At 68.9% G+C, this 14,701-nt stretch carries 12 protein-coding genes; 5 read left to right on the plus strand and 7 right to left on the minus strand.

Features of this window, described 5'->3' with window-relative positions; genetic code table 11:
- Positions 1–101: 101 nt before the first annotated feature.
- Together FQ142_RS00255 and FQ142_RS00260 are read right to left on the minus strand one after the other, a co-directional pair.
- On the minus strand, positions 102–1,445 hold the full coding sequence (locus FQ142_RS00255; RefSeq protein ID WP_262492000.1) for an HNH endonuclease signature motif containing protein: 1,344 nt from the start codon (positions 1,443–1,445) through the stop codon (positions 102–104).
- A gap of 420 nt (positions 1,446–1,865) precedes the next feature.
- The gene (locus FQ142_RS00260) at positions 1,866–2,171 is read right to left on the minus strand and encodes an ArsR/SmtB family transcription factor (RefSeq protein WP_056413906.1); all 306 of its coding nucleotides are present in this window, start codon (positions 2,169–2,171) and stop codon (positions 1,866–1,868) included.
- 112 nt (positions 2,172–2,283) lie between these two features.
- Between FQ142_RS00260 and FQ142_RS00265 the strand changes: the two genes are divergently transcribed.
- Positions 2,284–3,525, plus strand: coding sequence for an MFS transporter (locus FQ142_RS00265; protein ID WP_149421755.1), 1,242 nt, complete (start codon positions 2,284–2,286; stop codon positions 3,523–3,525).
- 43 nt (positions 3,526–3,568) lie between these two features.
- Here the strand turns inward: FQ142_RS00265 and panB are convergent, their stop codons facing one another.
- The 4 genes from panB to FQ142_RS00285 form a co-directional block, all read right to left on the minus strand.
- A complete protein-coding gene (panB, locus tag FQ142_RS00270) occupies positions 3,569–4,438 on the minus strand; it encodes a 3-methyl-2-oxobutanoate hydroxymethyltransferase (RefSeq protein ID WP_149421756.1) in 870 nt (289 codons plus the stop codon).
- A complete protein-coding gene (panC, locus tag FQ142_RS00275) occupies positions 4,435–5,283 on the minus strand; it encodes a pantoate--beta-alanine ligase (RefSeq protein ID WP_149421757.1) in 849 nt (282 codons plus the stop codon). The genes panB and panC overlap by 4 nt, the downstream gene beginning before the upstream one ends.
- Positions 5,280–6,092 (minus strand): Rossmann-like and DUF2520 domain-containing protein, encoded by an 813-nt coding sequence (locus FQ142_RS00280; protein ID WP_149421758.1) that lies wholly within the window; start codon positions 6,090–6,092, stop codon positions 5,280–5,282. The genes panC and FQ142_RS00280 overlap by 4 nt, the downstream gene beginning before the upstream one ends.
- A 135-nt stretch (positions 6,093–6,227) precedes the next feature.
- Positions 6,228–7,517, minus strand: a complete 1,290-nt coding sequence (locus tag FQ142_RS00285; RefSeq protein ID WP_149421759.1) for a hypothetical protein — start codon at positions 7,515–7,517, stop codon at positions 6,228–6,230.
- A 160-nt stretch (positions 7,518–7,677) separates the two neighbouring features.
- Between FQ142_RS00285 and FQ142_RS00290 the strand changes: the two genes are divergently transcribed.
- The 3 genes from FQ142_RS00290 (at position 7,678) to FQ142_RS00300 (ending at position 11,349) form a co-directional block, all read left to right on the plus strand.
- Positions 7,678–8,241, plus strand: a complete 564-nt coding sequence (locus FQ142_RS00290; RefSeq protein ID WP_149421760.1) for a TetR/AcrR family transcriptional regulator — start codon at positions 7,678–7,680, stop codon at positions 8,239–8,241.
- Between the two features lie 95 nt (positions 8,242–8,336).
- Positions 8,337–9,752, plus strand: a complete 1,416-nt coding sequence (locus tag FQ142_RS00295; RefSeq protein WP_149421761.1) for an MFS transporter — start codon at positions 8,337–8,339, stop codon at positions 9,750–9,752.
- Positions 9,753–9,852: 100 nt separating this feature from the next.
- Positions 9,853–11,349 (plus strand): SulP family inorganic anion transporter, encoded by a 1,497-nt coding sequence (locus FQ142_RS00300; RefSeq protein ID WP_149421762.1) that lies wholly within the window; start codon positions 9,853–9,855, stop codon positions 11,347–11,349.
- A 24-nt stretch (positions 11,350–11,373) separates the two neighbouring features.
- Here the strand turns inward: FQ142_RS00300 and FQ142_RS00305 are convergent, their stop codons facing one another.
- Positions 11,374–12,465 carry a Fic family protein gene (locus FQ142_RS00305; protein WP_149421763.1) on the minus strand — a complete coding sequence of 364 codons (1,092 nt, stop codon included), beginning with the start codon at positions 12,463–12,465 and terminating at the stop codon, positions 11,374–11,376.
- Between the two features lie 220 nt (positions 12,466–12,685).
- Here FQ142_RS00305 and FQ142_RS00310 point away from each other — a divergent pair, with 220 nt between their 5' ends.
- Positions 12,686–14,692, plus strand: coding sequence for a glycoside hydrolase family 127 protein (locus tag FQ142_RS00310; protein ID WP_188042251.1), 2,007 nt, complete (start codon positions 12,686–12,688; stop codon positions 14,690–14,692).
- Positions 14,693–14,701 lie beyond the last annotated feature (9 nt).

Here is a 14,701-nt window from a genome sequence, read left to right on the forward strand (position 1 = left end):
CACGCCGACACAGCAGGCCCGCACCGCTCTCCACAGCACGCCCGCACCGCTCTCCACAGCACGCGCCGACACCACACGGCATCCGCGCGCCCGCGCGTCGCTCATGCCGCCACATCGAATCGCGCGCGGCCCCCGAGCCGAGGTCTGCACTCCGGGTCGACGTATCCGGGCGGAATGAACCACACCGTGCCCGCGACCCCTTTTCCGTCGATTCGGATCTCCCACCCGTTGTCGTGAATCCGATGGTGGCACGTCTCGCAGAGCAATACTCCGTTCGACAGATCGGTCGGACCGTGATCCCTGCTCCACCATCGGAGGTGATGCGCTTTTGTCATCTGCGGAGGAAGCCCGCACATCGCGCACCCTCCATCTCTCTCGACCAGTGCGAGGCGTTGCGCCCGAGTGAAGAGCCGCTTCTCTCGTCCCCAGTCCAGGATCTCGCTGCCACCGCCGAGCACACAGGGGATCACGCCACCGCTCGCAGCCATCCTCCTCGCCGCGCCGACGCCGATCTTCTGGTCGAAACCGTCGATGGTGGCGCAGCCCGTGCCGGCCTGCAGATCGTCGAGGGCGATGCGCACGACCACCGTGGCCCCGGCGAGAGGCATACTCTCCCCCTCACATCCGAGAACGTGCGCACAGAACAGTGCGAGTGCGTCGACCTGGAGCATCGGCACCGTGCGGCGGTCGGCATCGGGTGCATCCGCGTCGGGAGCATCCCTGCGCGCTGCGAAAGCCGCGGTGACGTACCCGCGGATCGCGGCGACGATTGGCGCGGCGGTCTCGACGTCGATCCGCGCATCGAGATGCAGCATCCCGTCTCGCTCGAACATGGTCAGTGACCGACGACGTCGCATCTCCTCGCCCTTCGGCTCCAGTCCGTCGGGGTCCAGCCATGCCTCGGCGCGAGTGACGAGCCGGCGGACATCGTCGAGGGAGAGTCCTGCAGCCTTATCGGTCAGTATCCGCTCGGCTTCGGCGATGCGGTCAATTCCTGCCGCGATCCGGCAGCGCTCCAGAAGCGCGACGATCAGCCCGGCCGCCTGCACTCCGAGCCGACCGGCCGCGAGCGCCTCGCCGAGGGCGGGGTATCGAGCAGGCAGCCGAGAGCCCCGCATGTCGGTGCGTGGGGCGGTCGCCTCGCCGACGGCGACGAGGCGCGTCGCTTCGACCCGGGACACTCCCGTCGTCGCCGCGATCATCGTCTCCGCGGAACGGAAACCCTGCTGCTTCGCGAGGCCGCCGGCGCCCAGCTCGCTGCGCGACTCCTGAGAGATGACTGCAGCGACGTCCGCATGGACGGCGTCGAGAAGCCGCCTCAGCTCACCCGTCGCGGAATGCACCGCGATCAGACGGTCGCGGGGCAGGCCCGCGGCATCGTCTGCGTCAGCCCACAATCCATCGAGGCGGGACATCGCCTCGTGGAGAGCGGACAACTTCGACATGCCTCGATTTTACCGCGCCAGATGCCTAGTTTCGAAGTTATGTTCTAGTGAATTCCGAGGTGCCGGCATGCGGGTTGCGCCCACGCACGCCGACATGCCGCCAAGCAGCACGCACACGCCACACGCCACACGCCACACGCCGCACGCCGCACGCCGCACGCCGCACGCCGCACGCCGCACGCCGCACGCCGACGATGCCACTCCGAGTCAACTCAGAGCAACGCCGCTACGCGGCCACACCTGCCCACGCAGGGCCACACAGCTCACAGCTCACAGCCGCAGCCCACAGCCCACAGCCCACAGCCCACAGCCCACAGCCCACAGCCCACAGCTCACAGCTCACAGCTCACAGCTCACAGCTCACAGCCACACACCCCCACACCCATGCGCCACCCCCGGACCGGACCATCCCCGGCCGAGCTACCCCCGCAGCACCGATTCCAACAGTCCGGGGAACAGCGCATCCAGGTCGTCGCGCCGCAGCGTCAGCATCCGCCGCCGACCATGCGGCTCGTTGCGAATGATGCCAGCCTCGCGCAGGACCTTCATGAAATGCGACTTGGTCGACTTGGGGAGATTCGGATCGGTGGCGTGACAGGCGGCCATGTCGAGCGGTCCGTCGGCGAGCTGCCGGGTGATGGCCAGGCGCTCGGGGTCGCTGAGGGCGAAGAGTACGTCGGTGAGCTGGATCTCGGAGCGGTCCGGATGCGGGAGGTCGCCTGGCATGGTTCGAGAATAGTTGAACAATCGAGCGATGGCGAGTACGCTCCGATAGTTCGATGATTCTCGAACTCAATGATGTCGAGCACCAGACCCGATCCCACCGCGCGGAGCACCCATGACCACCACGTCACCGATCACCACGTCACCGATCACCACGTCACCGATCACCACGACGACGAGCGCGGAGATCCGACGCCCCCGCTTCGGCTTCGTCCTGGCGATCGTGACCCAGGTCGCGATGATGATGGGGGCGAGCGCACCGTCGCCGTTCTATCCGGTGCTCGCGTCCGAGATCGGGTTCGACGCGATCGTCATCAGCGCCGTCTTCGCCGTGTACGCGATCGCTCTGCTGCTCGCACTGCTGTCGGCGGGGTCGCTGTCGGACCACGTCGGGCGCCGCCCCGTCGCGATCGGCGGTCTGCTGCTGCTCGCCGTCAGCATGATCCTGTTCTGGCATGCCGATACGGTCGCCACACTCGTGCTGGCCCGCATCCTCCAGGGCGCCGCCAGCGGCGTGCTCATCTCCGCTCTCTCGGCCGCTGCCCTGGACCTCGCCCCGGGCGGACGCTCTCGGGTCGCCGCCCTCTGGAATGCCCTCAGCCCCGGCATCGGAATCGCGCTCGGCGCGCTTCTCGCCGGCGTCGCCCTCGACGTGACCGGGCAGCCGCTGCTCGACGTGTTCGCCCCGTTGACCGTGGTGTACCTCGTGCTCGCGGCGCTGTTCGTCCTCGCCCCCGAGACCGCACCGCTGCGGCCCGGAGCATGGGGATCGCTGAGCTTCCGACTGTCGGTGCCTGCCGGCATCCGCGCCGACTTCTGGCGCGGAGCCCCCGCGGTCATCGCGGGGTGGGCGACGGGCGGACTCTTCCTCTCGCTCGGCGCGAACATCGTGCGCACCGAGCTCGGCGGGGAGGCGCACGTGTGGCAGGGGCTCGCCGTCGCGATGCTCGCCGGAGTCGGCGCGATCACCGCGTTCGTGCTGCGCACGCGCACTCCGCGCACCTCGGTCGTCTTCGGCACGGCGGCTCTGGCGACCGGCACCGCTCTGTCGCTCGTGGCGTTGAGCGTCGCGTCCCTGCCGTTCTACCTCGCCGCCACCGCGATCACCGGCATGGGCTTCGGCACCGCGTTCTCGGGGGTCGTCGCCTCGCTGGCTCCCCGCATCCCCGCGACCGACCGCGCCGACACGTTCGCCGTGATCTACGTGCTGGCCTACCTCGCCTTCGGCGTGCCCGCGGTCATCGCCGGGATGCTGGTCGGACTGTTCGGACTCGGCGTCGTGTGCGTCGGCTACGGGGTCGTCGTGATCGCACTCGCGGTCATCGCCCTGGTGCTGCGGCTGCGCCGTCGGGAGTAGTCCCCGCGCGGCTCCGGCACAGGCCACCTCACCACGGGCCACCTCACCGCAGGGCGAGCATCTCCTGCAGCCGCGCAGCCTCGGCTGCCGGCATGGCGTACTCGTGCGCGGATGCCGGATACGCCCCCGACCGCACCTCGTCGGCGTACGCCCGAACTCCCGCGACCGAGACACCGCGGACGTCGGCGTAGCGCTTGACGAACTTGGCGGCCCCGCCGGCGTGGATGCCGAGCAGGTCGTGGAAGACGAGCACCTGGCCGTCGGCGTCGGGCCCCGCTCCGATACCGATCAGGGGAACGTGCAGAAGGGGCGCGAGCGCCGCGGTGACCGCCGACGGGACCGCTTCGATCACGAGCAGCGAGACCCCGGCGTCCTGCAGGGCGAGCGCATCGTCGATGACGGCGAGCGCGGCGTCGGCGGTGCGCCCCTGCGCGCGGTACCCACCGAGCGACGTCGCGGTCTGCGGGGTGAGCCCGACATGCCCCACGACGGGGATGCCGGCGTTCACGAGCGCCCGCGCCCGGTCGACCGTCGTGCCTCCGCGTTCGATCTTGATCAGGTCGACCCCGGCTTCCTTGAGGAAGCGCTGCGCGGTCGCGAGCGCGAGCTCGTCGGATGCCTCGTACGACCCGAAGGGCAGATCGCCGACGAGCAGCGGCGCCTCGAGCCCGCGACGCACGGCCTTCGTGAGCATCAGCATCTCGTCGACCGTGACGGGCACGGTGCTGTCGTAGCCGAGCACGGTCATCGCCGCAGAGTCGCCGACGAGCACCAGGTCGACCCCCGCCTCCTCGACGATCTGCGCGCTGGGGAAGTCGTAGGCCGTGACCATCACGAGCGGATCACCGGCATCTCTCTTCGTCCGCAGATCGTTCAGGGTCAGACGGGTGCGCGGGGCGGGGTGCGCGCTCATGGTGCGGTGCCTTTCAGCAGGTGGTTGTCGATGAGACGGGCGGCGCCGACGCGGGCGGCGACGAGCAGCAGCGCATCGCGGTCAGCTCGGGCGACCGGCTGCAGTGTCTCTGCATCCCGGAGTTCCAGGTACTCGACATCGATGCCCGCCTCAGCGAGCACGGCTGTCGCAGCGGGGAGGATGCCGTCGCGCTCCCCCGCCCGATGCGCGGCGTCGGCGGCGGCGAGCGCCCGGTTGAGGGCGGATGCCCGGGCGCGGGCATCTGCATCGAGGTACACGTTGCGCGAACTCATCGCGAGTCCGTCGGGCTCACGCACGATCGGCCGCGCCTCGATGCGCACGTGGAGATCGAGGTCGCGCACGAGCCGGCGCACGACGAGCACCTGCTGCGCATCCTTCTGCCCGAAGTAAGCGACATCGGGCCGCACGATGCCGAACAGCTTGGCGACGACCGTGGCGACGCCGTCGAAGTGGTGGGGTCCGCGGCTCGCACCGTCGAGGACCTCGGTGATGCCCGCGACATGGATGTTCGTCGCGAAGCCGTCGGGATAGATCTCGCTCGGAGTGGGCGCGAAGAGGATGTCGACGCCCTCCGCCTCGGCGAGGGCGGCGTCGTGGGTCTCGTCGCGCGGGTAGGTGCTGAGGTCCTCGTTCGCCGCGAACTGGGTGGGGTTGACGAACAGCGACACGACCACGAGGCCGTTCTCCTCTCGTGCTGCGCGCATCAGCGAGAGGTGGCCCTCATGGAAGGCGCCCATCGTCGGGACGAGGCCGACAGTCTCGCCCGCTGCCGAGGCTTCGCGGACCGCGGCGCGCACCTCGGCGACCGTGCGGAGGGTTCTCATGCGTGCGCCTCGTTCTCTGCCGCAGATCCGGGCGCTGCCACCGCGGATCCGGGCGCGGCCACCGCGGATCGGGGCACGGCCACCACCGATCCGGGCTCGGTGCGAGCGATCGCGCGCGTCGATGCCGCGAGCGCATCGAAGAGCGGGGCGAGGTGAGCGGATGCCGCGCGCTGCCGCGCCACCGTCTCTTCGTCGCCGCGCGCGATCGGACCGGTCAGCGCGGCGGCGGCCCCGGAGACCGTCCAGTTGTCGACGGTCTGCCGCACGAGCGGCGCGAGGTGGGCACGGTCGACCCCGGCGGTCGCCGCGAGCTCCTCCGCCGCGTCGAGCACGGTGAGCACGAAGTTCGAGGCGAACGACGCGGCCGCGTGATAGCTCGCTCGGTGCGCATCGTCGACGCGGAAGGGGACCAGGCCGAGGGTCGTCGCAAGCCACGCGGCACGCGCCCGATCGTCGGCGGTGCGGCCGTCGATCGCGGCCCCCACTCCACAGAACACCGTGGGCGATTCCGTGCCGGTGAAGGTCTGCAGCGGATGGATGCTGAGATCGACGTCGCCGAGCCCGGTGGCGCCCGACACGTGGGCGACGCGCGCCGCACTCCCCCGGGCGGACTCCGCCGCGGCGGGGATGGCGGCATCCGGCACGCACAGGATCGCGAGATCGACCGGCGGGATGGGCTCTCCTCGACGCAGTGGCCCGACGATCTCCACCCCCGCCGCGTGGAGGGCCCGAGCGAGGACACCACCGAGCCGCCCGGCGCCGACGATGGCGATGGTCGTTTCAGAGGGGAGAGCAGGGGTGCTGTGCATGTCGATTCCTCGGCCGAGACGATCGGCGCGAATGGGATGAGTATCCGCCCGATATGGGGTCGCGGCAAAATCTGAGAGCAAAGTGCATAGAAGCGACCGCGTATCGAGGCTCATCGTGAACTCTTCCACACAGATCTACGGTGCACATCGCTCCTCCGGAAGTCTCGGGATGAGCGCGTGACGTGCCACCTCCCGCATCGCAGACGTGATCGTTCCATACGCATCGGTCGCGGAGAGAAGGGCGATGCGCTCGACGGTGCGCGCCGCCCCGTCGTCGTCGTCGCTCACTCCCCGAAGTCCCGCCCACGACGAGGCTCGACCATCGAGGTCCACTCGCACGTCCGACTCGTCGAAGGCTCGGGACCCCTCGACGACGAGACCCGGAAGGTCGTCGACGTGCGTCGCCGTCCTATCCGCGATCGCGAGCAGCACGAGCGCTTCCTCGGCCCGCGACCGCGTCGACCGGAGATCGAGCGACCCGCCCTCGCCGGCCACGATCATCGAGGCGAGTATCCGAAGCGTGCGCGGAGAGGCGACACGCAGCGCGCGGGCGAGAGCGGTCGCGACCACCCGCCCCTTGAAGCGACGGATGAGCTTCGCGCGCCTGGCGAACGAGACCAGCGCGTCGCCTCGTGATCGCACCTCGTCGGGCGTTCCGCCCCACCCGAGCGAGCGCACGAGTCGGTCGCTCTCGGCCTCCGGCAGCCACCCGGTCGTCGCGTCCTGCGCCATGCCGACCGTGCCGAGCAGATCGAGAAGTCGGGCGAGAGGCGCGAGCGCCGACTCCGCGTCGCTGTGGTCCGGGTCCGCCGGCCGCCGCAGGTCGGCTCCGTCGACATGCGCGAGCAGAGCCAGTCGCCGCGCGGGCGTCACCGCCGATGCGAGTGTCGCGATCGGCGAGGGCGACGGGAGCTGAGGATCGACGAACCACAGATCGCTGTCGTCGAAGAACGGCTGCACCACACCGTGCCGACGCAGAAGTTCGCGGTTCACGTCGTCTTCACGAAACGGCGCCTCTCCGGTCAGCCATCCGGTCGCCGGTGCATCGGCCGGTGAACCCACGGCGCCCGAGACCTCGGACGGGGAGGACAGGGAAGTGACCGACAGCCACGGCGTGCCGACCGGAGGAGTCTCGATGGCGCGGATGCCCACCACCGGGTCATGGGGGAGCCCCGGAATCTCGTCGATTCCGGGCCTCGAGGGCCGCGGATACGCGTAGGCCTCGTCGTGGTGACAGCGGTCGATGCCGTCGTGCTCGGAACTCTCGTGGGGTTCGAGCCCGAGACTCAGCCGGTATGCCTCGACGATCCAGTCGTGCGGCGATCCGCTCGGCAGGTCGATCGCCCGATCGAGCTCGGGATGACCGTCGACCGTGAGCTCGACGCGCATGAAGGTGGGCATTCGGACAGGAATCTGAATCGTCATGCGAGCGAGGCTACGAACCTGCCCCGACACCGGAAGGCCCCCACCGCACGACCTGTGGAGGAGATCAGAGAAGGGGATCTGAGTGGAGAAGGCGTCGCACTCGCGTTCTTCTCGCAAGGAGTGATTGACCAATCACTCTCACGCGGGTACAGTCGCTCTCATGACCCCCCGCAGCCCGATCCTCTCGACCGCCGACGTCCGACGCCCGCTGGTGGCGGCGGCGGCACTGGTCGAGTTCGCCCGTGGCGGCTACTTCCGCACGACCGTGGCAGACGTGGCGCGCGAGGCGAAGATCTCGCCGGCGTACGTGTTCAAGCTCTATCCCCGCAAGGAGCAGCTGTTCGTCGCGGCGCTCGAGACCTGCTTCGAGCGGATCATCGACGCCTTGGAGGCGGGCGCCGATGCCGCCGGATCCCCGCGCCCCGACGACGTGCTCGACGCGATGGGCGAGGCGTACGCCGACCTCATCCGCGATCGGTCGCTGCTCATGCTCCAGGTGCACGCGCAATCCGCCGCCGAGACCCCCGAGATCGGCGAAGCACTCCGCGCCGGACTCGCCAAGGTGACGGAGTTCGTGCGACAGCGGTCGGCGGGCAGCGACGACGCCGTGCAGCGTTTCATCGCCTACGGGCAGCTCTGCCACCTGATCGTGACCGCACGGGTCGACGAGAGCAGCGCACCCTGGGCGAAGATCATCACCCAGGGCATCCGCCACCCCGAGTGAGACGCACCGCCGAACCCGGGCCTTTTTCGCGCCCACAGGAGTGAGTGATCGCTCACTCTCATCAAAAAGATCCCCCATCGACAGGAGAGACCACCATGAGAACCGCCACCCCCACCCCCGTCCCGACCGTCCGCAGCAGTCGACGCTGGCTCGCCCTCAGCATCCTCGCGCTCGCACAGTTCCTCGTGGTGCTCGATGCCTCGATCGTCAACATCGCGCTGCCGGTGCTCGGCGAGCAGCTCGCCATGGGCACCGCCGCGCTCGCCTGGGTGATCACGGCGTACGTCCTCGCGTTCGGCGGTCTTCTGCTGCTCGGCGGCCGACTCGCCGACCGCTACGGTCACCGCCGGATCTTCCTCTTCGGCACGGCGGGGTTCGTCGCCGCCTCCGCTCTGGCCGGGCTGTCGCTCTCGAGCGAGATGCTGCTCGCCGCGCGCGCCCTGCAAGGAGTGTCGGCGGCACTGCTCGCACCGTCGGCACTGGCTCTGCTGACCCAGCTGTTCCCCGACTCCCGCGACCGCTCGAAGGCGCTGGGCGTGTGGGGCGGCGTCGCCGGCATCGGTTCGGCCGCCGGCGTGCTGCTGGGCGGCGTGCTCACCGCGACGTTCGGGTGGCAGTCGGTGTTCTTCGTGAACGTGCCGGTCGGAGTGATCGTGCTCGTCGCCGTTCCGCTGCTGATCTCCCGCGACACGGACTCCGCAGCGCCGCGGCTCGACCTCTGGGGTGCGGTCACCATCACCGGCGCGCTCGTCGCCGTGGTCGGCGCGCTCAGCGCGGTCGAGCAGGTCGGCGTCCTGCATCCGCTCCCCCTCGCGCTGCTCGTGGCCGCACTGGTGCTCGGCGCGGTGTTCGTCGCGATCGAGCGACGCGCCGCGTCGCCACTGGTGCCCCTGGGCGTGTTCCGCAATCGCAACCTCTCGATCGGCAACGTCGTCGTGCTGCTCGTCGGTGCCGGGATGGTCGCGCTGTTCTTCGCCCTCTCGGTCTACATGCAGGCCGCACTCGGATACGACGCACTGACCGCGGGGCTCTCGCAGCTGCCGCTCGCCGGAGCGCTCGTCGTGGTCGCCGGCATCGTCCCCGCACTCGTGCAGCGCCTCGGGCTGAAGGCGACGCTCATCGGATCCCTGCTCGTGCTGGCCACGGGCCTGGTGTGGCTGTCGTTCGCACCGGCGGATGCCGGGTTCGTCGCGCAGCTGATCGGGCCGACCCTGCTCATCGGCGTGGGTCTCGGCGGCGCGTTCGTCACCGCCACACAGCTGTCGGTCGACGGGGTCGACGGCGGAGAGGCCGGGCTCGCCGGCGGACTCGTGAACACCAGTCAGCAGATCGGCGGCGCTCTCGGACTCGCCGTGCTCGGGACCATCGCCGCGCTGCGGACCGAGGCCCTGACCGCGGCCGGGGTCGCGGCACCGGAGGCCCTGACCGGCGGATTCGCCTGGCTGTTCCTCGGAGCCGCGGCTGTCACGGTGGCAGGAGCCGTCGTCGCGGGATTCGCACGCACGGAATGAGTGGCCTGAGGTGAACGGATGCCGGGCGGCGGCGAGCCCCCGGCATCCGCCGTACCCTTGAGTGTTCGGCCTGCCTCCGGCCGACTTTCTGGAGCATCCCATGTCTGCACTCACGGTCGACGATCGCGCCCGCTATCGGGCCAAGCCCTCCGTCCTCGACGCCCTGAAGAACCCGCGGATGCTGACGCGCGAGGTGCTGGCCGGTCTCGTCGTGGGGCTCGCCCTGATCCCCGAGGCGATCGCGTTCTCGGTGATCGCGGGCGTCGACCCGAAGGTCGGCCTGTTCTCGTCGTTCATCATGGCGGTGTCGATCGCGTTCCTCGGCGGACGCCCGGCGATGGTGACCGCCGCGACCGGAGCCGTCGCTCTCGTGATCGCCCCCGTCGCGCCGACGTATGGGATGGACTACTTCATCGCGACGGTGATCCTCGCGGGCATCTTCCAGGTGATCCTCGGGGTGCTGGGGGTCGCGAAACTCATGCGGTTCATCCCCCGCAGCGTCATGGTCGGCTTCGTGAACGCGCTCGCGATCTTCGTGTTCAGCTCGCAGTTCCCGCAGCTGATCGACGTGCCGTGGCTGGTGTATCCCCTGGTCGCTCTGGGAATCCTGGTCATGATCGTGATGCCGAGGATCACCAGGATCGTGCCGGCGCCGCTCGTGTCGGTGATCATCGTGACCGGCGTGGTGCTGACGATGGGACTCACGGTGCCGACCGTCGGCGATCAGGGCGAGCTCCCCCGCAGCCTGCCGTCATTGTTCCTGCCCGACGTCCCGTTCACCTGGGAGACGTTCACGATCATCGCGCCGTTCGCGCTCGGGGTCGCGCTGGTCGGGCTCATGGAGTCGCTGCTCACCGCCAAGCTCGTCGACGAGATCACCGACACGCACTCGAACAAGACCCGCGAGTCGTGGGCGCAGGGCGTCGCGAACATGCTGTCGGGGTTCTTCGGCGGCATGGGCGGATGCGCGGTGATCGGTCAGACGATGATCGGCGTGAAGGCATCCGGCGCCCGCACGCGCATCTCGACGTTCTGTGCCGGGATCTTCCTGTTCCTGCTGGTGGTCGTGTTCGGCGACTTCGTCGGCACGATCCCCATGGCGGCCCTCGTCGCCGTGATGATCATGGTGGCGATCGGAGCCTTCGACTGGCATTCGGTCACGCCGTCGACCCTGAAGCGGATGCCGAAGAGCGAGACGTTCGTGATGGTGGCGACCGTCGTGCTCGTGCTGCTGACGCACAACCTCGCGATCGGCGTCGTGGGCGGCGTGCTGGTCGCCTCGGTGCTGTTCGTGCGCAGGGTCGCGCACTTCGCGTCGGTGGCGCGGACGGTCGCCGGCTACACGGTGACCTACACGGTGACCGGTGAGCTGTTCTTCGCCTCGAGCAACGACCTGACGACGCTGTTCTCGTACTCTTCCGACCCGGACTCCGTCGTTGTCGACCTGTCTGGATCGCACATCTGGGACGCGTCGACCGTCGCCGCCCTCGATGCGATCGAGACGAAGTACGCGGCCCTCGGCAAGACCGTCGAGATCGTCGGGATGAACGAGAGCAGTCAGCGGATGCGCGGACGGTTGAGCGGCGGGTTCGAGTAGCCCTGTAGTGAACTCCTCGCCACCTCAGTCCGCAGTGTCTCTGGAGAGAATGCGCATGAACTGATTGTTGATGAACAGGCGCTCCCGACCAACCTTGAGGTCGACGAGGATTCCCCGATCGACCAGGGCGTTCAGCCACCCGGTTGCCGTGGGGCGAGATACGCCGCAGCGAGACACCACGTCAGCGATCCTGGCGTAAGGGTTCTCGAAGAGAACGTCGATGAGGTCCGAGTTGCTTCCGGCGGTGGTGTGCTCTTTGATCTCCAGTCGTATCGCAGTCTGCAGCTCCTGTATCGCATCGATCTTCGCCAGAGTTCGCCGAGCAGTCTCCTCAATCCCTTTCAGGACGAAGAGAATCCACTCTTCCCATGCGGCATCGGTCGTGACAGCCAGGAGCAAGCGGTAGTACTCGTCCTTGTTCTGGATGATGTATCGCGAGAGATAGAGGATCGGATCGCGCAGGAGCTCCGCCGCCACGAGCTGAAGCACGTTGAGGATGCGCCCGGTACGACCGTTGCCGTCGGCGAACGGGTGAATCGCCTCGAACTGGTAGTGACAGATCGCCATCACGACCAAGGGGTCATAGTCAGCATCGGTGTGAACGAAATCGACCCAGTTGCCCAGCTTGTCGAGGATGACCTTCTCACTCGTCGGAGGCGTATAGATCGCCGTGCCTGTGGACTGGTTACCGATATACGTTCCTGGCAGCTTACGCACCCCCATGTCGCGCTGGTGGATGTTGGTGCACACCTCGATTGCGGTGTTGATGGAGATGGGGCGGTCTGCGATCGCCTGCAGTCCCCCGAACAGCGCTGTCCTGTAGCGAAGCGTCTCTTTCGTGCCTGCGCTGGCCGAGTCAGCAGCGTCGTGAGCGAAGCGGAACAGCTCGTCCGTCGTCGTGACGATGTTCTCGATCTCGGAGCTGGCTTGCGCTTCGAGCAAGGAGATCGAGTTCACCAGAACCATCGGGTTGGGCATCCGTCTGCTCGCTTCATCCATTGAGGCAAGCGCCGCGCGTGCGCGAATCACAGCCTTCAACACCGTCCGCGTTTCGAACTCAGCCTTCGGTGGCAACAGCGGGAGTTCGTTGTACGGCGTCTCGGCACTCCAGGTCATCTGCAAAGCTTACTCACACGTCTCGATGACGTGTAAAATTTTTGCTTCTTTTTTTACACGTTTATTGCACTGTCTAGATTCCTTTACGCATCGCCCGCGGGTTCCACGCTCGTAGACGATGACGCGGATGGCCGATTCCCTAGCCCCTCGCGACGAGTACAAGTACAATTGCACTCATCGTGAGAGGTGCCACGAGGGCACTTCGGAGAAGAGTCAGCCCATGCCAGACATCCGCATCCCCTCTCCCGCCCCGGTCGGACTCACGACCCATGGCGTGCGCCGCCCGTTGCCTGTCGCGCCGGTCATCGAGCAGGGGCTCCTGCACGACTGGCACGCGCGCAACCGCCAGGTCACGCTGCCGCACGGCATCGCGATGCTCGAGGAGTACGGCACCCTCGACAACGTGCGGCGGCTCACCGGCGAATCGGATGCCGAGTTCCGCGGAATGCTCTTCGCCGACTCCGACATCTACAAGACGCTCGAGGCGGCGGCCTGGGAACTCGGTCGCGACGACGATGACGGCATCCGTGCGTTCTTCGATCGGACCGTCGCACTCATCGAGCGCGCACAGCAGGATGACGGCTACCTCGACTCGGCCTATCTGGAGCGCGAGGACCGGCAGCCGTGGACGGACTTCGCCCAGGGACACGAGCTCTACTGCCTCGGCCACCTGATCCAGGCGGCGGTCGGGGCGCATCGGGCGCTCGGCGACGACCGGCTGCTGCGCGTCGCCGAGCGATTCACCGACCACGTCGTGGCCCGCATGGGCGCCGACGATGCGGTGGAGTACTGCGGGCATCCGCTGATCGAGGCGGCGCTCGTCGAGCTGCATCGCACCACGGGTTCCTCGGCGGCGCTCGACCTGGCCTCCTCCTTCATCCGTCGACGCGGTTCCGGGTTCCTCGGCGGGGTGATCTTCGGCGCCCCCTACTACCAGGACGAGCAGCCGGCCCTGCAGGCCACCAGGATGCGCGGGCACGCGGTGCGCGCGCTCTACCTGAACCAGGGCATCACCGACCTGTACCTCGAGACCGGCGAGACGCAGATGCTCGACGTGATGCGCATCCAGTGGGATGACATGGTGTCGCGCCGCTCGTACATCACCGGCGGCACCGGCGCCCGACACGAGGACGAGGCGTTCGGCGACGCTTTCGAGTTGCCGCCCGATCGCGCGTACGCCGAGACCTGCGCGGGGGTGGCTCTCTTCGGATGGGCCTGGCGCATGTACCTGGCGACCGGGGACGCCTCCTGCATGGATGTCGCCGAGACCGCCCTCTACAACGTCGTCGCGGCGGGCATCTCTACCCGCGGCGACTCGTTCACCTACGTCAATCCGCTGCAGGTGCGCGACGAGCATCTGCACGGCGGTGATGCCCCGCCGACCCGCCGTCGGTGGTTCAGCTGCGCCTGCTGCCCGCCCAACCTCATGCGCACGTTCGCGGCCCTCGAGAGCCACCTCGGCGCCGAGCGCCCCGACGGGCTCGACATCGTGCTCTATGCGTCGGCCACCCTGCACGCGCACGGCGCGACGGTGACGATCGACACCGCGTACCCCGCCGACGGCCACGTGCGCATCAGCGTCGACGGAGACGCCGCCGAGGGATGCCGTCGGCTGGCCCTGCGCGTACCGGACTGGGCGGCCGGGCGCCCGCTGACCCTGCGCCGCGACGGCGCAGCGGTCGGTGCGGTCGGTGCGGTGGGCGCGGTGGGGGATGCGGTGGGTGCGGTCGTCGAAGACGGGTGGATCGTCGTCGACGACGCGCTCGTCGACGGCACCGTGCTCGAGCTGGCGTTGCCGGTCGAGATCGACGTCATCCATCCGCATCCGCGCATCGACGCCGTGCGCGGAACCGTGGCCGTGCGCCGCGGGCCGGTCGTCTACTGCGCGGTCGGCGACGTCGACGGCCTGGTCGTCGACGCACGGGAACTCGCGGCAGGGGCCGCTGCCGTTGTCACTCCTGCCGACGCTGCTACCGCCGCCGCCGCTACCGCCACCGCGACCGAGGGCGATGGCGACGCCGAGGCCGAGGCCGCGGGCGAGGCGCCGGGTCTGCTCGGCCCCCGCGTGAGGATCGCCGCGCACCGGATGTCGACCGTCGCGCGGCCGCTGTACACCCGCGGGGCCGAGGAACCGGCATCCGAGCCGACCACCGTCGAGCTGCGTCCGTTCGCCGAGTACGACGGCGGCGCCTCGATGCGGGTCTGGATGCCGACCTCGACGACCTGAGCGGGCAGC

The organism is Microbacterium sp. ANT_H45B (assembly GCF_008369345.1).
In the GTDB taxonomy this organism is placed as follows: Bacteria; Actinomycetota; Actinomycetes; order Actinomycetales; family Microbacteriaceae; genus Microbacterium.